The sequence below is a fragment of the Sphingomonas trueperi genome (genome assembly GCF_040545665.1).
Classification (GTDB): domain Bacteria; phylum Pseudomonadota; class Alphaproteobacteria; order Sphingomonadales; family Sphingomonadaceae; genus Sphingomonas; species Sphingomonas trueperi_B.
Genome location: NZ_JBEPMH010000007.1, coordinates 196,644 through 218,975 on the forward strand (window position 1 = coordinate 196,644; position 22,332 = coordinate 218,975).

General features: G+C 68.4%; 15 protein-coding genes. 4 read left to right on the forward strand and 11 right to left on the reverse strand.

All coding sequences use genetic code 11. The features are described from left to right. Positions 1-72: 72 nt before the first annotated feature. Positions 73-2,004 carry an ATP-binding protein gene (locus tag ABIC65_RS20195; protein WP_354311137.1) on the forward strand — a complete coding sequence of 644 codons (1,932 nt, stop codon included), beginning with the start codon at positions 73-75 and terminating at the stop codon, positions 2,002-2,004. Between the two features lie 7 nt (positions 2,005-2,011). Here the strand turns inward: ABIC65_RS20195 and ABIC65_RS20200 are convergent, their stop codons facing one another. The 8 genes from ABIC65_RS20200 to ABIC65_RS20235 form a co-directional block, all read right to left on the reverse strand. Continuing rightward, positions 2,012-2,749 (reverse strand): Crp/Fnr family transcriptional regulator, encoded by a 738-nt coding sequence (locus ABIC65_RS20200; protein WP_354311139.1) that lies wholly within the window; start codon positions 2,747-2,749, stop codon positions 2,012-2,014. Positions 2,750-2,950: 201 nt separating this feature from the next. After that, complete coding sequence (locus tag ABIC65_RS20205; protein WP_354311195.1) at positions 2,951-5,140, reverse strand: xanthine dehydrogenase family protein molybdopterin-binding subunit; 2,190 nt, start codon at positions 5,138-5,140, stop codon at positions 2,951-2,953. 14 nt (positions 5,141-5,154) lie between these two features. Then, the gene (locus tag ABIC65_RS20210; RefSeq protein WP_354311141.1) at positions 5,155-6,138 is read right to left on the reverse strand and encodes an FAD binding domain-containing protein; all 984 of its coding nucleotides are present in this window, start codon (positions 6,136-6,138) and stop codon (positions 5,155-5,157) included. Further along, positions 6,135-6,635, reverse strand: a complete 501-nt coding sequence (locus ABIC65_RS20215) for a 2Fe-2S iron-sulfur cluster-binding protein (protein WP_354311143.1) — start codon at positions 6,633-6,635, stop codon at positions 6,135-6,137. Before ABIC65_RS20215 ends, ABIC65_RS20210 begins: the two co-directional genes overlap by 4 nt. Positions 6,636-6,709: 74 nt before the next feature. Beyond that, entirely contained in the window at positions 6,710-7,648 is a 939-nt protein-coding gene (locus ABIC65_RS20220; RefSeq protein WP_354311145.1) for a DUF808 domain-containing protein, read from the reverse strand. 73 nt (positions 7,649-7,721) lie between these two features. After that, the gene (locus tag ABIC65_RS20225; RefSeq protein WP_354311147.1) at positions 7,722-10,367 is read right to left on the reverse strand and encodes a glycoside hydrolase family 3 C-terminal domain-containing protein; all 2,646 of its coding nucleotides are present in this window, start codon (positions 10,365-10,367) and stop codon (positions 7,722-7,724) included. A 23-nt stretch (positions 10,368-10,390) separates the two neighbouring features. Then, on the reverse strand, positions 10,391-11,980 hold the full coding sequence (locus tag ABIC65_RS20230; protein WP_436286754.1) for a tryptophan halogenase family protein: 1,590 nt from the start codon (positions 11,978-11,980) through the stop codon (positions 10,391-10,393). Positions 11,981-12,001: 21 nt separating this feature from the next. Further along, on the reverse strand, positions 12,002-14,839 hold the full coding sequence (locus ABIC65_RS20235) for a TonB-dependent receptor (RefSeq protein ID WP_354311196.1): 2,838 nt from the start codon (positions 14,837-14,839) through the stop codon (positions 12,002-12,004). Positions 14,840-15,226: 387 nt separating this feature from the next. On the opposite strand from ABIC65_RS20235, the gene ABIC65_RS20240 reads away from it, so the two are divergent. Continuing rightward, complete coding sequence (locus ABIC65_RS20240) at positions 15,227-15,904, forward strand: SapC family protein (RefSeq protein WP_354311151.1); 678 nt, start codon at positions 15,227-15,229, stop codon at positions 15,902-15,904. A gap of 2 nt (positions 15,905-15,906) precedes the next feature. Next, a complete protein-coding gene (locus ABIC65_RS20245; protein WP_354311152.1) occupies positions 15,907-16,899 on the forward strand; it encodes a cupin-like domain-containing protein in 993 nt (330 codons plus the stop codon). A gap of 3 nt (positions 16,900-16,902) precedes the next feature. On the opposite strand, the gene upp is transcribed toward ABIC65_RS20245, so the two are convergent. Together upp and ABIC65_RS20255 are read right to left on the reverse strand one after the other, a co-directional pair. Next, positions 16,903-17,553: a uracil phosphoribosyltransferase gene (gene upp / locus ABIC65_RS20250; protein ID WP_354311154.1), complete on the reverse strand. Its 651-nt coding sequence runs from the start codon at positions 17,551-17,553 to the stop codon at positions 16,903-16,905. A 52-nt stretch (positions 17,554-17,605) separates the two neighbouring features. Further along, a complete protein-coding gene (locus ABIC65_RS20255) occupies positions 17,606-19,669 on the reverse strand; it encodes a carbohydrate binding domain-containing protein (protein ID WP_354311156.1) in 2,064 nt (687 codons plus the stop codon). A gap of 172 nt (positions 19,670-19,841) precedes the next feature. On the opposite strand from ABIC65_RS20255, the gene ABIC65_RS20260 reads away from it, so the two are divergent. Beyond that, a complete protein-coding gene (locus ABIC65_RS20260) occupies positions 19,842-20,912 on the forward strand; it encodes an alpha/beta hydrolase (RefSeq protein WP_354311158.1) in 1,071 nt (356 codons plus the stop codon). A 203-nt stretch (positions 20,913-21,115) separates the two neighbouring features. Here ABIC65_RS20260 and ABIC65_RS20265 read toward each other — a convergent pair whose 3' ends face one another. Beyond that, positions 21,116-22,312, reverse strand: coding sequence for an FAD-binding domain-containing protein (locus ABIC65_RS20265; protein ID WP_354311159.1), 1,197 nt, complete (start codon positions 22,310-22,312; stop codon positions 21,116-21,118). Between the last annotated feature and the right edge of the window lie 20 nt (positions 22,313-22,332).

Here is a 22,332-nt window from a genome sequence, read left to right on the forward strand (position 1 = left end):
TGACTTTGCCCTTGAAATACATGTCTGATCCGAAACGGGCATGATCGGCCCGGATAACGGGGGCAGGTCACTTTGCGACGCTCGCTGATCCTCATGGGTCTTACCGGCCTGCTGCCGATCGTCGTCCTCGGCTCGGCCTATGGTGCGGTGACCCTTCGCGAGCAGCGCGCCGCGCTCGATCGCCAGGCGGCGCTCGCCAGCCGATCGACCGCGCGGCTGGTGGGACGCGAGATCGCCGCAACGGTGGACGCGGTGAAGATGATCAGCCGCTCCCCGGCGCTTGACGGCGGCATCGATCGTCCCCGCTTCACCGAACTCGCCCGTCGGCTGCTGGCGGACCATCCCGATTGGGCGACGCTGAGCGTGGCCGATTCCGCGGGCAATCGCCTGCTCGACCTGCCGGAGCCGATCGGCGGCAAGCTGGGCAAGGTGATCGATCCGGTCAGCCTCGCCCGGGCAGTACGCACCCGCCAGCCGCAGGTCGGGCATGTCATCCGGGGGCCGGGACTGACGGCCTTTGCGGTGCGCGCGCCCGTGCTGAATCGTGGCGCGGCCCCCTATGTCGTCTCCGCGATCGTTCCGATCACGGCGATGCAGCACCTGCTGTTCGCCGAGGAAATCCCCCCCGGCTGGCGGCTGCGGATCTTCGACAAGCGCGGCGCGGTGATCGCCCAGTCGGGATCGGCAGCGCCCGAGGCGATGCGATCGGCGGTGACGGCGGTGCCCGAGTCCGGCTGGCAGGTGGAAGTGGCAGTCCCCCGGGGCAGCTTCGCCGCGCTCACCCGCCAGGCGCAGATCGTGCTGATCGGCGGCAGCATCGTCGCGCTGGCGCTGTTCGCCGCCCTGACCTTCGCGCTCATGATCGAGCTCCGCCGCTTCCGCCAGCGCCAGGCGGCGACGCTACAGGCGCAGCGGCTCGAAGCGCTGGGTCGGCTGACCGGCGGCGTCGCGCACGATCTCAACAACCTGCTGACCCCGATCCTCGGCGGGCTGGACCTGCTGCGCACGCGGATCGGCGAGGATGCCAAGGCGCTCCGCTATATCGACAGCGCGACGAGCAGCGCCGAGCGTGCCCGCACGCTGGTCGCGCGGCTGCTCGCCTATGCCAAGCGCCAGGCACTCACCCCCGAGGCGATCGACGTCGGCGCGCTGCTCGCCGACCTCCACGAGCTGCTCCAGCGCTCGGCAGGCCCGACCATCGCCTGCACGCTCCGCAGCGCGCCGGACCTGCCCGCCGTCCGCGCCGATCGCAACCAGCTCGAACTGGCGGTGCTCAACCTGGTGATCAACGCGCGCGACGCGATCCAGACCGACGGCCGTGTCAGCGGCACGATCGTCGTCGAGACCCGCCTGCCCCGACGCGACGAGGCGCGCGGCCTTACCCGCGGCGACTATCTCGCGCTGGCGGTGCACGACGATGGCTGCGGCATGGACGCCGCCACGCTGCGCCGGGCTATGGAGCCCTTCTTCACCACCAAGGCGGGCGATCGCGGGACGGGGCTCGGCCTGTCTATGGTCCATGGCTTTGCCGAGCAATCCGCCGGACGGCTGCTGCTGGAAAGCGCGCCGGGCCAGGGCACCAGCGCAACGTTGATCCTTCCCGCGACCGACGCCCCGGCTCCCGCGCTCGATGCCGCCCGCGCGCGGCCGACCCGCACCGCCGAAATCCTGCTGGTCGACGACGATCCCGCCGTGCGCGAGGCGGCCGCGGAGGTTTTGCGCGCCCATGGCCATCTGGTCGCCGAGGCGGAGTCGCTGAGCCAGGGCATGGCCGCGCTCAGCCATGCGCCGGACACCGCTTTGGTCATCACCGATTACATGATGCCGGGCGGCACCGGCGGCGAGTTCATCACCCGCGCCCGCGATGCTGGGCTCCCCCAGCCCTTCCTGCTGCTCACCGGCTATACCGATGCGGCGGAGGACCTGCCGGGCGACGTGCCCCAGCTGCGCAAGCCGTTCCGCGAGCGCGAGCTGCTCGAGGCGGTGGACGCGCTGCTCGGCTGAACCGCCGTCACATCTCGCCGGGGCCGGGCAGCCAGGCGGGATCGAAGCGGATGCGGCGCGGCGGCACCGGCGAGATCTTGCGCAGCGCCTCGATGTCGCCGAGCACGACGCGCTGGCCATGGCGGGCGATCAGCCCCTCGCGCTCGAGCAGCCGCATCGTGCGGTTGACGTGTACCGCGGTCAGCCCGAGCACATCGCCCAGCAATTCCTGGGTCAGCGGCAGGTCGAAGCGGCCCTCCTCCGCCGCGCCGATCTTGGCCAGCCGATCGTGCAGGTCGAGCAGCAGCCGAACCATGCGCTCACGCGCCGACGACTTGCCCATCGCCGCGACGCTATCCATCAGCGCCAGCCGCTCGACCTGGACCGACATCAGCAGCAACGGCCCCAGTCGCGGATAGGCGATCAGCACGTCGCGGAGCCGCTCCAGCGGTACCGCCGCGACCCGGCACTCGGTCACCGCCGTCAGCGTATCGGCAGCGGTATCCAGCACCATGCTGGGCGTGCTCATCATGTCGCCGGTGATGTGGATCTTTACGATCTGGCGCTGGCCGGCCGGCAGCCGGATCGCCGCGGTGGCCCAGCCTTCGTGCAGCAGATAGATCGATTGCACCGGATCGCGCTCGCGGCGGATCGTGCCGCCCCGACGCACGACGATCTCCGGATCGCCCATGCCGCGCAAGGCTTCGGCTTCCGCTTGCGTGAGCGACGCCTGTTCGTGGAATCGCGTCAACGGGTAGTTCGGCACCCCAGATGCTCCCCTGTCCTGGATGTGTCCTCGCCGGCAGAACGCCAGCGAATGGAGGGGCAGCCCCGTGCACGGGGCCGCACCGCTCGCGAAACAATGCCTAGCGGGCGGGTGCCGCACTGACAATTCCAACCTAAGGGGTATTCGAATTAACCTGTTATAAGGTTTGTCTTTTTATCCGTGAAACCAAGGCATCTGCCCTCACACCTCCGGCAGCTGCTCCAGCAGCTTGTCCGGCGTGATCGGGAAGCTACGCACCCGCACGCCGCAGGCATGATGGATGGCATTGGCGATCGCCCCTGCCGCGCCGCAGATGCCGAGTTCGCCGACGCCCTTGGCCTGGAGCGGGCTGCCCGCGGGATCGCGCTCGTCGACCAGCACCACGTCGAGCGCGGGCACGTCGGCATGCACCGGCACATGGTACTCGGCGAGGTCGTGGTTGACGAGGTGGCCGTCGCGCGGATCGAAGACGAGTTCCTCGGTCAGCGCGCTGCCGATGCCCCACACCATGCCGCCCAGGCACTGCGAGGTGGCGGTCTTCGCGTTCAGCGCGCGGCCCAGACCGAACGCGCCGGTCATCCGCCGAACGCGGGTCTCGCCGGTATAGGCGTTGACGCCGACCTCGACGAAGAAGGCGCCGTACATTGCGATGGCGAACTGCTCGTCGATCCCGCCATTCTTGAAATGGCCGGTCTCGGTGAGGTCGGTCTTGAGCAGCTCGGTGAAGGGGATGCGGCGGTTGCCGGCAATCGCCTCGCCGTCCTTGAGCGTAAGGTAGGCTTCCTCGACGCCGAGCTGCTCGGCGAGCTGCTCGCGGATCGCCTCGCAGGCAACCAGCACCGCCGAACCGGTCGACGCGGCCCCCCAGCTGCCGCCCGACCCCGAGCCCGGCGGATAGCGGGTGTCACCGAGCTGGACGAGCACCTTCTCCGGCGGCAGGCCGAGCATCTCGCCCGCGATCTGGCCGAGAATGGCATAGGTGCCGGTGCCGATATCGGTCATGTCGCTTTCGACGATCGCGGTGCCGTCGGTCGACAGCGTCACCTTGGCCTGGGCTTCGTTGAGATTGTGGACGCGGGTGGCGCTGGCCATGCCGGTTCCGATCCACCATTCGCCCTCGCGCCGCTGGAGCGGGCGGCGGTCGCTGCCGTCCCAGCCGAAGCGCTCGGCGCCGACCTTGAGGCATTCCGCCAGCCGCCGCGAGCTATAGGGCAGGCCCTGGCTCGGATGCTGCTCGGGGATGTTGCGCAGCCGCAGCTCGACGGGATCGATGCCGCTGGCCAGTGCCAGCTCGTCCATCGCCGCTTCGAGGCACTGCATCCCCACCGCCTCGCCCGGTGCGCGCACCGAGCCTGCGGTCATCCGGTGGATGCGGGCGAGGTCAATGCGCAGCGTGCGATGTTCGCCGCGATAGAGGAACTCGCTCGCCTGCGTGACCGGCTCGGCGAACTTCTCGCCGGGCAGGTTGGAGACCCAGGCCTCATGGCCGAAGCCGTCCAGCCGTCCCTCGGCATCGGCGGCGAGGCGGATGCGTTGGCGTGTCTCGGAGCGACGCATCACGGTCTGGAAGACCTGCGGGCGGCTCATCACCACCCGCACAGGCCGGCCGAGCTCGATCGCCGCGACGGCCGCCGCGGTCAGCTCCGCGCTGATGCCCAGCTTGGAGCCGAAGCCGCCGCCGACATAGGGCGCGATCAGCCGCACCTGCTCGGGCTTGATGCCCAGCGCGTCGGCCAGCTCCTTCTGGTTGTACTTGAGCATCTGCAGGCTCGAATGGGCGGTGAGCGTGGTGCCGTCCCATTCGGCGATGCTGGCATGCGGCTCCATCGCGGCGCTGGCATGGCCCTCGGTCGTATAGGTGACGTCGACCGCATGGACGGCATCGCGCATCGCGGCGTCGAGATTACCCTGCTGCACCGGCTCGCCGAACGACTCATGGGCGGCATGACCATCCTCCGAATCGAGCGGGACCTTGGCGGGATCGTCGGCGCGATAGGCGATGCGCAGCCGCGTGGCGGCATCGCGCGCCTGCTCGAACGTCTCGGCGACGACGAGGGCGACCGGCTGGCCGAAATAGTCGACCTTCTGGATCTCGCGCACCGGCGACTTGCCGGCGCCGCCCTGTGCCGAGCGGGTGATCATCCGCGGATCGGCGATCACGGCCAGCACGCCGGGCATGGCAAGCACGGGCTCCGATTCGATCTCCACGACCTCGCCGCGGCTGATCGTGGCGAGGACGAGGACGCCCTCCGCGCAGTCCGCGATCTTGTATTCGGCGGCATAGGGGGCGACGCCGCTGGTCTTGGCGCTGCCGTCGGGGCGATCGAGCGAGCGGCCGATGATGCCCTGCGCCATCGCATCGAGCCGGTTACGGTCGTCCGGCTTGTCCATCGTGTACAGGCGAGTCACAGCGTACCTCCCGTCGCTTCGCGCAGCACGGCCTTGAGCGTGCGGCGGGTGAGCGGCATCTTGAAATCGTTGCTGCCCTGCCCGCGGGCTTCCTCGAGCAGCAGCGCGGCGGCGTGGTCGAACAGCGCATCCGACGGCGCCTCGCCTTCGAGCAGCGCCTCGACGCGGGCATCGTGCCACGGCTTGTGCGCCAGCCCGCCAAAGGCGAGCCGCGCCTTGGCGATCTTGCCGTCCTCGACGTGAATCACCGCCGCCACCGAGACCAGCGCGAAGGCATAGGAGGCCCGGTCGCGGACCTTGCGGTAGAGCTGGGTCCCGCCGGCGGGTGCCGGCAGCAGCACGCCGGTGATCACGTCGCCGGGTTCGAGCACATTGTCGCGCTCGGGCGTGTCGCCGGGGAGGCGATGGAAGTCGCGCACCGGCACCATGCGCTTGTCGCCCTTGGCGCTGTGGATCTCCACCGTCGCGTCGAGCGCCGAAAGCGCCACCGCCATGTCGCCCGGATAGGTGGCGATGCAGGCGTCGCTGGCGCCCAGGATCGCGTGGATCCGGTTGAACCCGCCGATCGCCGCGCAGCCGGTGCCGGGTTCGCGCTTGTTGCAGGCCTGGGCGAGGTCGGTGAAATAGTAACAGCGCGTCCGCTGGCAGAGATTGCCCCCGGTCGTCGCCTTGTTGCGCAGCTGGAAGGTCGCCCCTGCCAGGATTGCGCGGGCGAGCACCGGATAGTCGGCACGGATGCGCGGATCGGCGGCGCAGGCGCTGTTCGAGACCAGCGCGCCGATATGCAGCCCCTCGCCGTGCGGCGTGATCCCGCCGAGCGGCAGGCGGTTGACGTCGACCAGCGCAGTGGGGGTTTCCACCTCCAGCTTCATCAGGTCGAGCAGGTTGGTGCCGCCGGCGATCGGCTTGGCACCCTCGGCGACGAGCAGCTGGCCCGCATCGCCCAGGCCATGGGCGCGCTGATAGTCGAAGGGTTTCATGCCTGCGCCTCCGCCACTTCGACGATCGCCGCGACGATGTTCGAATAGGCGCCGCAGCGGCAGAGATTGCCGCTCATCCGCTCGCGGATCTCTTCCTCGCTGAGCGTCGGGGTGCCGGCAACGTCGTCGCTGACCGTGCTGGTCCAACCCGCCGCGATCTCGTCGAGCATCGCCTTGGCGGAGCAAATCTGGCCGGGCGTGCAATAGCCGCACTGATAGCCGTCGTGCCGCACGAACGCCGCCTGGAGCGGGTGCGGCGCATCGGGCGTGCCAAGGCCCTCGATCGTGGTGACGCTGTCGCCGTCGTGCATCACCGCAAGGGTGAGGCAGCTGTTGATCCGCTGGCCGTTGAGCAGCACCGTGCAGGCGCCGCACTGGCCGTGATCGCACCCCTTCTTGGTGCCGGTGAGGCCGGCATCGCGGCGGAGAAAATCGAGCAGACTGGTACGGGGATCGACGTCGAGTTCGTACTCGGCGCCGTTGATGGTGATGGGCATGCGCGGCCTCCCTTGTCAGGGGGGCGAACGCGCAGCTGTCGGGATCGGTCCCGAATTAGGTTAACGAGAGCTGCTCAATGCCCCTTGCGCGGGATCAGGTGGAGCAGCCCGGCCACGACCGCGCCCACGATCAGCCCCGCAACCGCCGAGCCCAGCGCATAGACCAGCCATGCGACCACGCCGCCCAGCGCGCCCGTCGCGGCGCCGGCCACCTCGGACCAATGGTGCAGCGCATGCGGAATCGCACCGACGCCGAACTCCTCCAGTCCGTGGAGCAGGATGCCGCCGCCGACCCAGGCCATCGCCGCCACGCCGATATGCGACAGCGCGGTGAGCAGCACCGGCATCGCCGTCACCAGCCCGCGCCCGAACCCCGCCACCGCGCCCGTGGCGCCGCCGCGGCTGAGGTGCAGGCCGATATCGTCCATCTTCACGATCAGCGCGACGACGCCGTACACCCCGATGGTGATCGCGAACGCCACCAGCACCAGCGCCCCCGCGCGCGTCACGAACGACATGTCGGCGGGCAGCTGCGCGAGCGAAATCACCATGATCTCGGCCGAGAGGATCAGGTCGGTGCGGATCGCGCCGAGCACCTGGCGCTTCTCCAGCGCCTTGGCGTCGGTGATCTCGGCGACCGCATCGGAATCGTGCGTGCCGGTCAGCGCCTCGAGGATCTTCTCGGCGGCCTCGAAGCTCAGATAGGTGCCGCCCAGCATCAGGATCGGCGTCAGCGCCCAGGGCGCGAAGGCACTGAGCAGCAGCGCCAGCGGCAGGATCACGACCAGCTTGTTGGCGATCGAACCCAGCGCGATCTTGCCGATGATCGGCAGCTCGCGATCGGGGGTGAGCCCCACGACATAGCGCGGCGTGACCGCGGTATCGTCGATCACCACGCCCGCGGCCTTCACCCCCGCGCGTCCTGCGGCAGCGCCGACATCGTCCAGCGACGCCGCCGCCAGTTTCGCCAGCGCCGCGATATCGTCCAGCAATGCGACCAGGCCACCCGCCATCAAATCCCCCTCATGTTTCGCCCGGGCTAGCCGAGATGAAGCGGAAATGCACGCGGATGGCTGAGGCTCCGCCTCAATTCGGCAGGTCGATGGCCTTCTCGATCTTGAACTGCACCGACGCCCCCGCCGCGCCGCTGCCCGGCTGGCCGCCGCCGACCGTCGCACGATAGGTGCCGGCAAGGACGCGATGCTGCCCTTCCACCGTCACCGTGCTCAGGTCGCGCGGCGAGAGGGTGTACGTGACTTTTCGCGCCTCGCTTGGCTTGAGCGACACGCGCTGGAAGCCGCGCAGTGCCACCTTGGGCGCGCCGGGATCCTCGGGGAAGTTGAGGTAGAGCTGCGCCACCTCGTCCCCTGCCCGCGCGCCGGTGTTGCGCAGCTCGGCGGTTACGGTCAGCCCCGCCCCTTCCGCCTTCTCCACCACCGGCGCCGCGTACGCAAAGCTGGTGTAGCTGAGGCCGTACCCGAACGGATAGACCGGCGTGCCGGTGAAGTAGCGATAGGTCCGCCCCTGCATGCCGTAGTCGCCGAAGGGCGGCAGGTCGTCGACGCTGCGGTAGAAGGTCAGCGGCAGGCGGCCCGAGGGGCTGGTCTTGCCCGAGAGGACATTGGCGATCGCGGTGCCGCCCACCTCGCCCGGATACCAGGCCTCCAGGATCGCGGCGGCATTGTCCTTGGCCCAGCTGAGGTTGATCGGGCTGCCGTTCATCGCGACGACCACCAACGGCTTGCCGGTCGCCCTGGCGGCGTCGAGCAGCGCCTGCTGATCGGGCAGCAGGTCGAGGCTGGTCTTGTCGCCGCCCTTGAAGCCGGGGATCTGGATCGGCGATTCCTCGGCTTCGAGATCGGAGGTGATCCCCACCACCGCCACCAGCACATCGGCCTTCGCGGCGGCCGCCTTCATCGCGGCGACGGGATCGGCGCTGATCCGCTTCCAGACGAGATCGATGCCGGAGAGCACATGCTCGTCGGTTCGCACCTCGATCGGGTAGCGCTTGCCCTTGACCAGCTGCACCTCGCGCATCGTCGGCAGGCTGCCCCAGCCGGACTTGGTCAGGTCGACGAAGGGCTTGCCCTCGAAGCTCATCGCCCCGCCGAAGCCGGTCAGGCCCAGCCGGTAGGTGCCGGTCTCGGGGGGCACGAGGAAGCCGGTCCAGATCGTGCGATGATGCTCGGAGACGGTGGGCAGGTCGAGGCTGCGCGCCGAGACATCGGTCTCGACGCGGGTGACCACCGGCGTGTCGGCGAACTGCATCTTGGCGACCGCGTCGCGGAAGGTGCCGGGCGCGAACGCGGTGGGCGCTGGGGTCACGGGATTGAAGTAGCGCGCGAGCAGGCCCGGCTTGCCGCTGGGGGTGCGCAGTGCCGAACCGGGCACGCGGTCGCCATCGGTCACCGAGGCACCAAAGGGCGCATAGGACACGTTTGCGCGGGGGAAGGCACGGCGCAGGCCCTCCACCACCGAGACCGGCGGACCCGACAGCGAGGAGGAATAATTGCCGCGCAGCACCCGCGTCGCGTCGCCCAGCGGACCGATCACGGCAATGCGGCTACCGCGCTTGAGCGGCAGCAGCCCATCATTTTTGAGCAGCACCAGGCTCTTCTCGGCCGCATCCAGGGCCAGCGCGCGGTGCGCCGGCGCGCCGACATCGCTGGGCTTGCCGCTGGTGCTGCGGATCCCCGGCAGGTCGCCATTGCGCAGCCGCGCGGAGAAGAGCCGCACCAGCGTGGCGTCGATCTCGCCTTGCGTGATCAGTCCCTTGGCCAGCGCGTCGCGATAGCGGTCGCCCAGCCCCGCCGTGTCGGTGAGCGTGGCGCCGTTGCATTCGTTGTCGACGCCCGCGCGGATCGCCGCCGCCACCGCGGCGGGGCCGTCCGGCGCATAGTGGTGGTTGTCGCTGATGTCCTTCACCGCGTCGCAATCGGAAACGACATAGCCCTTGAAGCCCCAGGCGCCGCGCAGATGCTCCTTGAGCAGTTCGTCGCTTGCGCAGGCGGGCTGGCCGTCGATGCGGTTATAGGCGCACATCACCGATCCCGCCTTGCCCTCGACGATCGCGGCGCGGAACGCGGGCAGATAGGTGTCCTCCAGATCGTGGCGCGAGACGAACACATTGGCTTCGTGGCGGGTCGATTCCGGGCCGCTGTGGACGGCGAAATGCTTGGGCGTGGCGATCACGTTGGGCAGGTCCGGGTTCGGGCCCTGCATGCCCTGGATGAAGGCGACGCCGATCTTTGCGGTGAGGAACGGATCCTCGCCGTACGTCTCCTGCCCCCGCCCCCAGCGCGGATCGCGGAAGATGTTGATGTTGGGCGACCAGGTATCGAGCCCGGTGCCGATCCGGCCCATCCGGCCGGTCTCGCGGGCCAGCGCGTGGAGGCCTTGCACCTCGCTGCTGATCGCGGCGGCGACGTCGTGGACCAGCGGCGCATCGAAGCTGGCGGCGAGCGCGACGGGCTCGGGGAAGTTGGTGGTCGGCAGCGTGCCGAGCGCGCCGTGGAGCGATTCGGTCCACCAATTGTAGCGCGGGATGTTGAGCCGCGGGATCGCCGGCGCGACGTTGAGCAGCTGGGCGAACTTCTCCTCCGGGGTGAGCTGCGCCACGATCGCCGCCGCCTTGGCATCGGCCTCGGCGCGCGGATCGGCGGTACTCTGAGCGAGCGCGGGCAGCGGCATAAGCGCGGCGGCCAGCAGCGCGGCGCGGATGGTGCGTTTCATGTGGTGTTCCCCTCTGCGGTCCGTCAGACCGGTTGCAGCCCGTGTTCGTGAATCTTGCGGATCAGGTCGCGGTGGCGCGGCAGGCCGGCGCAGAGCCGCTCGGTCTGCGCGGCATTCTCGCGCATCGCCCGCTCGGCGAGCCGTTGGTCGCCCGACAGCGCTTGCGGTTCGACTTCGCTGCGGAAGCCCATGCCGTACAGGACATATTGGTAGCTGGCGGGCGGGAAGACCTCCTCCACCCGGTCGAACTCGTCATGGAACCAGGGCGGCTGGTAGCGCCACAAGGTGAGCAGCTCCTGGAGCCGCTCGGGGATCGTCTCGGGCAGCAGATTGTCGCGCCAGAAGGCCGTGTCCGTCCGCTTGGTCAGGACATAGTGGAGCTTGAGGAAGTCGATGATCCGGCCCCAGCGATAGAGCGTGGTGGCGTTGAAGCGCTTGGCGACCACGTCCATCACCTCGCGCACCGCCGGCATCTGCTCGGCGATCAGCTTGGCGGAAAGCTCGATCAGCACGATCGCCGAGGCTTCCAGCGGCTCGAGGAAGCCGGCGGCGAGGCCGACCGCGACGACATTGTTCTTCCAGAAGAGCTCGCGATGGCCCGATCGGATCGGGATGCGGCGGACGGCCACGTCGGCGCCGGCCGGGCCGAGATAGGCGCGCAGCGTCGCCTCGGCCTGGTCGTCGCTGGTGTGGGCGGTGGAATAGACATAGCCGGTGCCGCGCCGAGTCGGCAGGCCGATGTCCCAGATCCAGCCGGCATCCTGCGCAGTGGAGAGGGTATGCGTGGCGATCGGGGCGTTCTCTTCCGGGTAAGGAATCTGCGCGGCGAGCGCGGCGTCGCAGAACAATACGTCGCCGCAATCCTTGAACTTCACCCCCATCGCCTCGCCGAGCAGCAGCGAGCGGAAACCGGTGGAGTCTACGAACAGATCGCCTTCGATCCGCCCGGCCTGTTCGGTGTCGATCGCGGCCACGTCGCCATTCTCGGCCAGCGCGACCGTGCGGACATCGGCGAGGACGTGGCGGACGCCGAGCTTGGTGGTGCAGTGGCGCGTCAGGAAGGGCGCGAACTTGCCCGCGTCGAGGTGATAGGCATAGTTGGCCTGCCCGTCATATTCGGGCGTGGCGATCGTCTTGGGGGCGAGCCCGGCGTCGCAGATCCGCCCTTGCGGGGTGACCGTGTCGCAGAAGCTGCGGCCCTTCGCGTCCGTGATCCAGTGCGGCACCAGGCTCAGCTGGTGGAAGGCCTGGGGCAGCATCAGCGGGTGGTAATAGGCGTCGTCCTCGGCGCCGGTGGTCCAGCGGGCGAACAGCGCGCCTTGCTTGAAGGCTGCGTCGCACTCGCGGAAGAAATCGGTTTCGGAGACGCCGATCTTGGCGAGCGTCGTCCGCAGCGTCGGCCAGGTCCCCTCGCCCACCCCGATGATCGGGGTGTTGGGGGATTCGACCAGGGTGACGGTGAAGCCGCCAGGCATCCGGCTCTGGTGCCGCGCGGCGATCACCCCCGCGGTGAGCCAACCGGCGGTGCCGCCGCCGACGATGACGATGTTCTGGACCCGTTTCACGCGCGCCGACCCGTGGAAAAAGAAGGGGATGCCGGACGATACCGACATCCCCAGTCGTGGGAAGAGAGTTTAGAAGCGATAGCGCACGCCCGCCGTGAAGCGCCGGCCATAGGCGAACACGTCGAGCAGCTGGTTCGAGAAGCGGCCATGGGTGCTCTGCACCTCGTCGGTGATGTTGAGCGCTTCGCCGAAGATGTTGATCGCCTCGGTGATCTGGTAGCTCGCGCTCAGATCGATCTGCAGGCTGGAATTGACGAAGGTCGGCTCGGCACCGAACGATCCGGTATTCTGGGCTTGGCCGAACTGGAGCAGATATTTGTCGCGCCAGTTGGCCGCCGCGCGGAATTCGATGCCGTTCTTGTCGTAGAAGCCGACGAAGTTGGCCGAATTGGCGAGGCCGGTCACCGCGAAACCGCTCTGGCTGATGTCGCTCGGATCATAGGGCCGGTTGGTCTCGACGAAGGTGGCGTTGGCGATGAAGCCGAAGCCGCTGTTGCCGAAGGTGTTCTGCCAGGCGAGCTCGACGCCCTTCACCGTCGCCTTGGGGCCGTTGACCCGCTGCGACACCGCGAACTGCGCCAGCGTGCCGGTCGACGGATCGACCACGCCGTTGATCGACTGCCGCTGCACGCCCTGGACGATGAAGTTGCGCACGTCCTTCAGGAAGAAGTTCACAGCAGCGTAGGAGTTGCGCTGGTAATACCATTCGAGCGCCGCATCGAAATTGTCCGCCAAGTACGGCTGCAGCGTGGGATTGCCGCCGTCCGCGGTCAGCGCGCCGATGCGTTGGCCCACGCCGATGTTGAGCGCCGGGGTCAGCAGGTTGAGCGTCGGCCGGGTCAGCGTGCGCGAGGCGTCGAGGCGCAGGTGCAGCGCATCGGTGAGCTCGAGCTTCAGGTCCATCGAGGGCAGCAGGTAGGAATAGCTCGACTTGGTGGTGATCGCCTGCTGGTTTCCGAAATTGACCGTCAGCAGCGTCGGGTCGGTGGTGCTCGGCGTGATCGAGGTCGGCAGGCGGCCGATGCCGGTCGAGGAGACATGGGTTACTTCCTCGCGCACGCCGGCGTTGAAGAAGAACGGCATGCCGGCGATTTCGCTCTTGAAGTTTGCCGAGACGTAGAGCGCCCAGGTCCGCTCGCCGATGTCGCGCGTGCTGCCGACATCGTCCGCCACCGCGAACTGGCCGTTGAACGCGTTGTTGCAACAGCTGGTGTTGTAGCCGGGGATCGTCTTGGTCTGCGGGTTGCCGAGACCGGTCAGATAGGCTTGGTAATCGGCCGCCGTGAAGTTGAGCAGCACCGGCGGCAGCGCGCCCGTATAGCCCGGCAGGAAGTTGCTCGTGCTCACCGTGCCCTTGAACAGGCTCGCCGGCAGCGCGACGCCGCCATTGGTGCCCGAGGCGGGGCCATAGCCCGAATAGGCCTGCCAGAAATTGTTCGCGAAGGTGTTGGCGCTGCGGAACCGGAACTTGTCGTCGAGATAGGAGCCGCCGAAGCGCAGCGTCAGGTCGTCCTGCTGCCACTTGAGCCCCAGCCGGGCCTGCTTGATCTCGTCGGTATTCTTGTTGGCGATGTTGACGGTGACGTGGCTGCCGATCGCCGCCAGGTCGGCCCAGCGGCTGCCCGTGCCGTTGACGCCGTAATCGTGGAGGACCGGGATCACGTCCTTGCTGTCGCCGTTGATCGCAATGCCCAGCGAAGGCCCGATGCCGAAGCCATAGCCCACGTCCGCGCCCTTGGAGCTGATCCGCCCGTCGGGGTTCAGCCAGCTTTTCGACCAGCTGCCATCGGCCTCGACCTGCAGATTCTCGGTCGCATCCCATTTGACGTTGAGGCCGGTCTGGTTGGTGCGGCGCAGGTTGCTGTCGGTGCCCGCGGTGAAGTCGGTCTGCGAGTTGGCCTGGGTGAAGTCCGTCGTCGTGCCGTTTTTGTCGAGCTTGACGTTGCGCAGGCTGCCCTGGTTGAACCAGATGCCGAAGCCGAAATTATCGGTGTTGATCCGCTGGTCCGAATAATTGTTGTCCAGCGTCAGCAGCACGCCGTCCGCCGGCTTCCACTGCAGCGCGATCCGCCCGTCGATGCGCTCGTCCCGCGTATAGTTCTGGGTCGCACCGAACTGCTGCTCGAACCAGCCGACCACGGTCTGGCGGTTGCTGGGCGTGGCATAGGCCGCGGAGGTGGTGTCGCTGGTCGGGTTGCAGCTCGTCGCGGTGCTGCCGGCCAGCTGACACGGCGCATAGCGGCCGCCCGGCCAGCCATGGACGAACACGTTGTTGGTCTGGGTATCGTGCCGCGTGTAGATCGCGTTGGCGAGGATGCCGAAGGTGTCGTCGGCGAAGGTCTTGCTGATCAGCACGCCGCCGGTCGGCACCACCTTGCCGGCATCGTCCTGGATCGAGCCCGAGGCCGAGACGGCGAGGTGGAAGCCCGGCCGGTCGAACGGCTTGGGGTAGGACACGTTGATCGTCGCACCAATCGAGCTCGACGACAGCGACACGTCGGGCGTCTTGAGCACGGTCAGCCCGCCGACGAAGTCCGAGCCCACGGTCGAGAAGTCGATCGAGCGGCCGCCGGTCGCGGTCGAGAGGCGCCGGCCATCGACCAGCGTCTCGTTGAAGTCGCCGCCGAAGCCGCGCACGGTGACGCCGTTGGGCTCGCCGCGCGGCCCGTCGCGCTGGATCGAGATGCCCGGCAGGCGCTGCAGCGAGGCCGCGACGTTCGAATCCGGGAACTTGCCGATATCCTCGGACGAGATCTGCTCGATCACGCCGGAGGCATTGCGTTTCGCATCCAGATTGCGTTGCAGCGAACCGCGAATACCGGTGACGATGATCTCTTCGTCCTGCGCCTGGCTGGTCGACGGCGCCGTCGTCTGCGCCCCTGCCGGCGTGATCAGGCTCAGCGCCATCACGCTCGTGGCCCCCGCCAATACGTGCCGCGCAAGACGCGCGCGCCGCTGCGATGAACCCATTCCGATGATGTTCGGCATGTGCTTACCCCCTCCGTGTTTATTGTTGGGATCGATACAGACCCGCACGCGCTACACCGCAGTGCAACGCGACATATGCTCGGAGAATAGGCGCAAGCCTTCGCACCCGCACAAATAGCGGCACAGCATCCTCCCCGATTCATTCTTCTTCTGCGAATCTGTTCGTAACTGTAGCGATTGGCGTTAGCGCTATCAACAGGTTTTTGTCGGCGTATTCTTGTCCTTTAGTCAGGCCATTGGCGCCAGCGGCGTGAGCCGATATGCAGACTGGGGGCGCAGCACGCGCGGCGATGGGAGAGGACAGGAATGGCTGAAGGCGTGACGTTGCTCGATTCGGTGGAGCACCGCGATCTGCGGGTCCGTCCCGCCACCGGCCCCCTGCCCTATTTCGTGCCGGTGGTGGCCGCCGAGTTCGCCGCCGCCGCCGCCGCCTGCCCGGTGCTGCTCACCAAGGATGCCGAGACCGGGCGCTTCTATGTCGGCGCGATGCTGGGATTCCAGCCGGGGGAATCGCTGGTCGAGCTTCGCGCCGGCGAAGGCTTTTGGCCCCTCCATGTCGAGCGCCAGGGCTTCTTCATCGCCGGCGATTCGATCGCGATCGATCCGCAGGATGTGCGCTTCGCCGGCCAGGACGGCGAGCCGCTGTTCGGCGACGATGGCGCCCCCGCCCCGGCGCTCCGCGGCATCCAGCAGACGCTGGCCCAGTTGCACCGCGGCGTGGAAGAGACCCAGGCCTTTGTCGACGCGCTGCTCGCCCACAAGCTGCTTGAGCCGATCGACGTCACGCTGCGCTTCGACGACGGCACCTCGCTCGACCTGACGGGGCTCTACACGGTGAGCCTGGATACGCTCCACGCACTCGACGACGGCGCGGTGCTCACGCTGTTCCGCGCCGGGTATCTCCAGCTCGCCTATGCGCTGGCGGGCTCGCTGCGGCAGATCGCGGTGCTCGCGGCGCGGCGCAACCGCCGGCTCGCGGCCTGACGATGCTCCGCGAGGTCGCCGCCGACATCGCACCTGCCGACTTCGCCGAGGCACGCCGCGCCTGCGAGCCGATCGTGCTGCGGTGCGCGGCGGCGGACTGTCCCGTCACGCAGGCGGCAGCCAGTATCGAGGGCCTGTGCGCCTATCTGCGCGGCTTCGACAGCGGACGCACGGCGCAGGCCTTTGTCGGCGATCCCGCGATCGGCGGGCGCTATGCCTATGGCGACAGGCCCGACGGCTTCAATTTCGCCCGCGAGACGCTCGGCCTGGGTGCGGCGCTGGACCGCATCACCCGCGCCGCCGCCGAGCCCGACCAGCCCAGCGTCTATTGCGGCTCGCTCCCCACCGAGGATCATCTTCCCGGCTTCGCCGAGGCCAATCCCCTGCCGTTGGTGCCAGAAGGCGTGCTGCCGCGCCTGTGGATCGGCAATGCCTCGACGATTGCCTGCCATTATGACCGGTTCGACAATCTCGCCTGCGTGATCGCGGGCGAGCGGCGCTTCACGCTCTACCCGCCCGATGCGATCGGCGATCTCTATATCGGCCCGATCGACCACACGATGGCGGGCCAGCCGGTCAGCCTCGCCGCCTCCGCAGGCCCGGACGATCCCCGCTATCCCCGCTTCGCCGCCGCCCGGGCGCGGGCGCTGACAGTGACTCTCCGCCCGGGCGACGCGCTCTATCTGCCCAAGCTCTGGTGGCATCAGGTCGAGGCGACCGCGCCGTTCAACCTGCTGATGAACTATTGGTGGGACGATTTCGCCAGCGGCCCCGACTCTCCCTACACCGCGCTGCTGCTGGCGATGACGACGCTGGCCGAGCGCCCCCCAGCCGAGCGCGCGGCGTGGCGCGCCTTTTTCGACCATTATGCCTTCCGCCCGAACGGCCACCCGCTCGCGCATCTGCCGCCCGAGCGCCACGGCATCCTCGCCGACAGCCGCGAGAATCGCGGGCGGGTCCGCGCCTTCGTGATGCAGTTGCTGCGCGGCGGCTGACGCTCAGCGATGCTCGGTGCCGAAGGCGCGGTCGCCCGCGTCGCCCAGGCCCGGCACGATATAGCTGTGTGCGTTGAGCTCGGCATCGAGCCCTGCCGTCCAGATCGGCACATCGGGGTGCGCCGCGCGCACCGCCGCTACCCCCGGCTGCGCCGCGAGCAGGCAGACGAAGCGCAGGTCGCGCGCGCCCGCCGCCTTCAGCCGATCGAGCGCGGCCACCCCGCTGTTGCCGGTCGCCAGCATCGGATCGACCATCAGCACCGGCCGCGCCGCGACATCGGCAGGCGCCTTGAAATAATACTCGATCGCCTCGAGCGTCTGCGGATCGCGATAGAGGCCGAGATGCGCCACCGCCGCCTCGGGCAGCAGATCGAGCAGCCCCTCCGCCATGGCGAGCCCGGCGCGCAGCACCGGCACCACCACCGGGGGCGCGCAGCCCAGCACGGGTGATTCCATCGCCGCGACCGGCGTCTCGATCGCCAGAGGGGCCAGCGGCAGGTCGGCCAGCGCCGCCGCCCCCAGCAGCGTCGCCACCGCGCGCAATTCGGCGCGGAAGCGCTCGGGCGGCGTGGTCCGGTCGCGCAGCCGGGTGAGGCGGTGCTGGACCAGCGGATGGGCGACGATCGTCAGCCCCTCGAGTTGAGGTTCGGCCATGGCCGGGTGGTGCGCGATGCACCGCCGGCAAGCAAGCCGGCGGTGCACGCGATCAGCGAACCACGGGGAATTCGTACACCGTGGTGGCGGTCGCCGGCACGGTGAGCGAACGGCCCAGCGCCGGCACCCGCGCCTCGCCGATCGTCACGCCGGGCGCAGCACCCACCTTGTTCTCCGCCGCGAGCGACGCGCCGCTGAGCATCCAGCGCCGTCCGGCCCCTCGCGTCCGCAACCCCTGCAGCGCGATGGCGACCGTCTGCGGCTTCACCGTCGCGTTGACGATGGCGATCTTGAGCGTCCGCCCGTCGGCGCTCAGCGCGGCGATCATGTCGAGCGGCCAGGTCGCGCTGCCCGCCTTTACCTGCGGGTGGCTGTAGCCGACGACGAACTTGGGATCCGGCTGCGGTACATTGCCGTCGAGCGCGATCGGTACCGTGCCGGCACCGAAATGCGCGCCATAGAGCTTGAACACCATGCCGGTGGCGTTGAGCGTCGAGGCGGTGGGCGTGATGTCCATCGTCGAGGCGCCGGTGGTGAAGGCGCTCATCGTCAGGAAATCGGTGTGGCGCAGCATTTCCTGCAGCACCATCGAATAGGCGAGCGCGTTCTTGAGCGTCGGCGGCCCGAAATAGGCATATTCGTCGATCGACAGGAAGATCTTGTCGCGGCGCAGCGCCGGGAAGCGCTGCTCGTAGATCTTCCACTCCTCCGCCTTCATCCGCACCTGGTTGGAGGGCGAGCGGACATATTCGAGCAGTTCGGCATCGGCGGGGGCATCGGGGCGCTGCTCGGCGCGGTCGTACCAATGCTCGCTTACCCCGGCGAAATTGCCCCAGGCCTGGGCGAACAGCCCGCCGGTCCAATCCTCGTCTGTGCCGAACTTGTGCTGGATGCTGGCGAGCGTCGGGTTCTCCTTGGTGCCCTTGGGGTGCATCTGGTCGGGCATCGCGCCCGATCCGATCAGCACGATGCCGAGATCCTTGGCGCGCATCGCCCGGGCGAATTCGTTGTGCTTGATCATGAAATAATCGAGCGTGGTGCGGCCGATCTGCCACCAGCCATAGGGCTCGTTGCCGATGTTCCAGAAGCGCACGCCGTAGGGCTCGGCATGGCCGTTGGCAGCGCGTTTGGCACCCCATTCGCTGGTCGCCGGGCCGTTGAGATACTCGACCTCCTCGGCCGCAGAGTTAGCATCCCCCAGCCCGGCGTTGACCGTGACATAGGGTTCGACGCCGACCAGCTTGGCCAGCGCCATCCACTCGTCCATGCCTTGGTCGTTGGTCTGCATCGCGCTCCAGGCATGGTCGAACATCGGCGGACGCCTGTCGCGCGGGCCGATCGCCGCGTGCCAGTCCCAGTCGGAGAGGAAGTTGCCGCCGGGCAGCCGCCAGAAGCCCGAGTTGAGCGTCCTGGCAAGCGCGGTGGTGTCCGCCCGCCAGCCGTCGATATTGTCGTCGGGCATCAGCGAAACCGCCGCCACGCGGAAGCGGCCGCTGCCCGTGCCGGTGATCTCGAAGCGGGCATCCTTGCTGTCTGCCTTGGGGGTGAAGGCGAAGGTCACCCGTTGCCAGCCCGGGGCGGGCGTGGGGAGCGCCACGGTCTGGCTCTCGGCGCCCCCCTGCCCCCAGGCGACCCGCACCTGCACCCGTGCGCCCCCATCGCCATTCAGCCACAGCGAACCGACATAACGCTTGCCCTTGGCGATGCCGATGCCGTCCTGCGAGAGGCCGCGCGGGGTCGCCGCATCGAGCGCGACGCTGGGACTCTGCGTGCCGACATAGGGGTCGTGCGTGTCCATGGTGACGGCGTCGTCGCCGCCGATCGGGCGCCATTTGCGATAGGCGACCCCTGGCCGTCCCTCGGCATTGGGCGGCGGCGGCACGTCGCGCGCGGCGGGTACCACCGCATAGTAGAATTTGCGGTCGTCGAGCATCTCCGCCCACAAGGTCCGCGCGACCAGCCCGCCGATCGGCTCGATGAACATGCCATATTCATATTGGGTGACGGGTGCCGATGTGCGGCCCGCATCGATCGTCGCCTGCAGGGCCTGTGCGCCCGCCGGCGAAATGGTGCACGCGAACAACAAGGCAGACATGCCGGTGCGCAACCGCGCCATATTCCTCTCCCTCTTTTTATTTACTCGGAGCTGTTGTATCCGAAGGAAGATGTTAACGCTACCGTATATCGGGGTGTTGGCGGCTTTACTTGGTAAAGTGCGCCGCTTTGCGGCAGCGGAACTGCGCCGACAAGAATAGGGGCCGAGCCGGCCTTGCATGGGAGAGAGAGCGATGGGCAAACGGACTTGGGTGATGCGCGCAGCGCTGCTGGCGAGCCTCTGCGGCCCACCGGCGATGGCGCAGGTACAGACGCAGATCCCGCCGGTGGTTGCCGGCGCCAAGCCGGTGACGGTGCAGCGGATCAAGGTCCACTCGCCCGCGATTCAGGGCAATCTCGAGGGCGAGAGCGCCGACCGCGACGTGATCGTGGTGCTGCCGCCCGACTATGCCCGCGCGCCCCGCAAGCGGTATCCGGTGGTCTATGCGCTCCACGGCTATTCGATCGGTGCCGAGCAGTGGATCAAGGAGATCCATGTCCCCCAGGTCGTCGAGGGCGCCTATGCGCTCGGTGCCAGGCCGGTGATCCTGGTGCTGCCGGACAGCAAGACGCTGCACAACGGATCGATATATTCGAGTTCGCCGACCACGGGCGATTTCGAGCGCTTCGTGGCGCACGACCTCGTCGCCTATATCGACGCGCATTACCGCACGATTCCGACGCGCGAGAGCCGCGGCGTGGTCGGCCATTCGATGGGCGGCTACGGCGCCAGCCGCATCGGGATGAAGCATGCCGATGTGTTCGGCGCGGTCTACATGATGAGCCCCTGCTGCCTCTCGGCCCGCGACGCCGGCCTGCTCGATGCCAATGGGCTCGCGCAGATCGCCGCGATCAAGACCCGCGAGGACGCGACCAAACTTTCCTGGGGGCTGCGCGCGACGCTGGCGGCGGCGGCGGCCTGGTCGCCCGATCCCAAGGCGCCGCCGCTCTATCTCGACCTGCCGATCGAGAACGGCAAGCAGCGGCCCGAGGTGCTGGCGAAATGGGCCGCCAACGCCCCGCTGGCGTTCGTCGACCAATATATCGGGGAGCTGCGCCGCTACCGGGCGATCGCGATCGATGTCGGCGACAAGGACGGCCTACGCGGCGATGCCCAGACCTTGCACGAAACGCTGGACCGCTACGGCGTGCCCAACAGCTTCACCATCTACCCCGGCGACCACACCAGCGCGGTGGCGGACCGGTTCCAAAACTACGTCCTGCCCTTCTTCAGCAAGAACCTGGTCTTTCCGAACCAGCGCTGAGACCGCTTCGGGGGCGACGCGAGCCGATGCCGGATCGCGTCGCGGGCTGCATCGTGCCAAGTAGGGCGCAACGCATCCGAGCCATGCCCACGCCATTGATCGTCGTGCAACTGCTCGATCATGCCTCACCCTTCACCCCTGCGCTAACGCTGCAGTGCGGCAAAGTGTTCACCATTTCTTTACCATGATCCAGCGCTTCTTGGTTACGCGGGCAATGATTCCAGCGCCGCGCTTCCGAGCAGCGCCGGAATATGCTGGGCCAGCGCGAAATAGCCCTTGCCGCAATAGGGCCATGCCTCCACGTCCCAGGCGCGGCGATGTTCGGCGATGCGCGCCCCTTCGCGGTACGCGGCCAGCGAGTCCGCGACCGGCCCCACCGGCGCATAGCCGGTGACGATCTGCGCTACGCCCTCGTCCTGCGCGACTGCCAGTACCGCTTCCATGTCATCCACCCAGAGCGCGCGTACCCCCCAATGTGTCGACCCGCGCTGCAAGCCATCGGCAACGGCGGCAAGGTCGGCCGCGCCGCTGCAATGCGCGCGACACGCCACCACGCGCCGGACATCCAGTGCCTTCAGTGTTGCTTCCGTCTCCAGCGACAGATCTTCGGGCGTCAGCAGCAGCAGCGAGGGTAGATGCGGGTCGGGCGCCGTCGGCGTTCGGATTCGGCCGAGCTCCGCCTTGCATGTTTCACGTGGAACATCCGCGGTGACCGCAAGCCCCCTGGGATCGAAGCGCCCGTCCGTCTGCACCCGAGTTCGCTCCGCGTCGGCGAGATACGCCTTTCCGGACGTGTGCAGACCGGCGACCCACCGCCACGACAGCGTGTTAGACGCGGGGTCCGCATCGACGAAGTGGCGGAAGGTGAAGGCCGCTCCAAGCTCCCAGGGTAGGCGGAGCGTGAAGATCCATATCGACGCGAACTGCATCCGCGCCCAATTGTGCAGATAGCCAGTCTCGCGCAGCTCGCGTGCCCAGGCGTCGAAGGCGTCGATCCCCGTGCGGCCTTCGACTGCAGCGCTGTAACCCTCCGGCAGCCCCTGCTCCACCCAGCGGTCGCACGCCGCCCGCCAATCCTCCCAGATGGACGGATGTTGCTCGAGCCAGCCCTTCCAATAGGTCCGCCAGTACAGTTCGCCGATGAACTTGGCCGCCAGCCCGCCGTGCATGCGCAAGACCGCATCGGCCACCTCGGCCTCGCTGATCAGCCGCCGCCGCAAGGCAGCCGAGAGCCGCGACACGGCGTGATGCTGCCCTTGCCCCCGCTCCTCGTTGCGATGCCGGGCATAGGCCTCTCCCGCGTGCGGCAGAAAGGCCGCAAGACGCGCCAACGCCGCGCTCCGCGAGAGCGGGAAGTCGAAGGACAGGATCGGCCCATGGCCGGACGGGGAGAGCAGCATGGCGACAGGCTGCCATGACC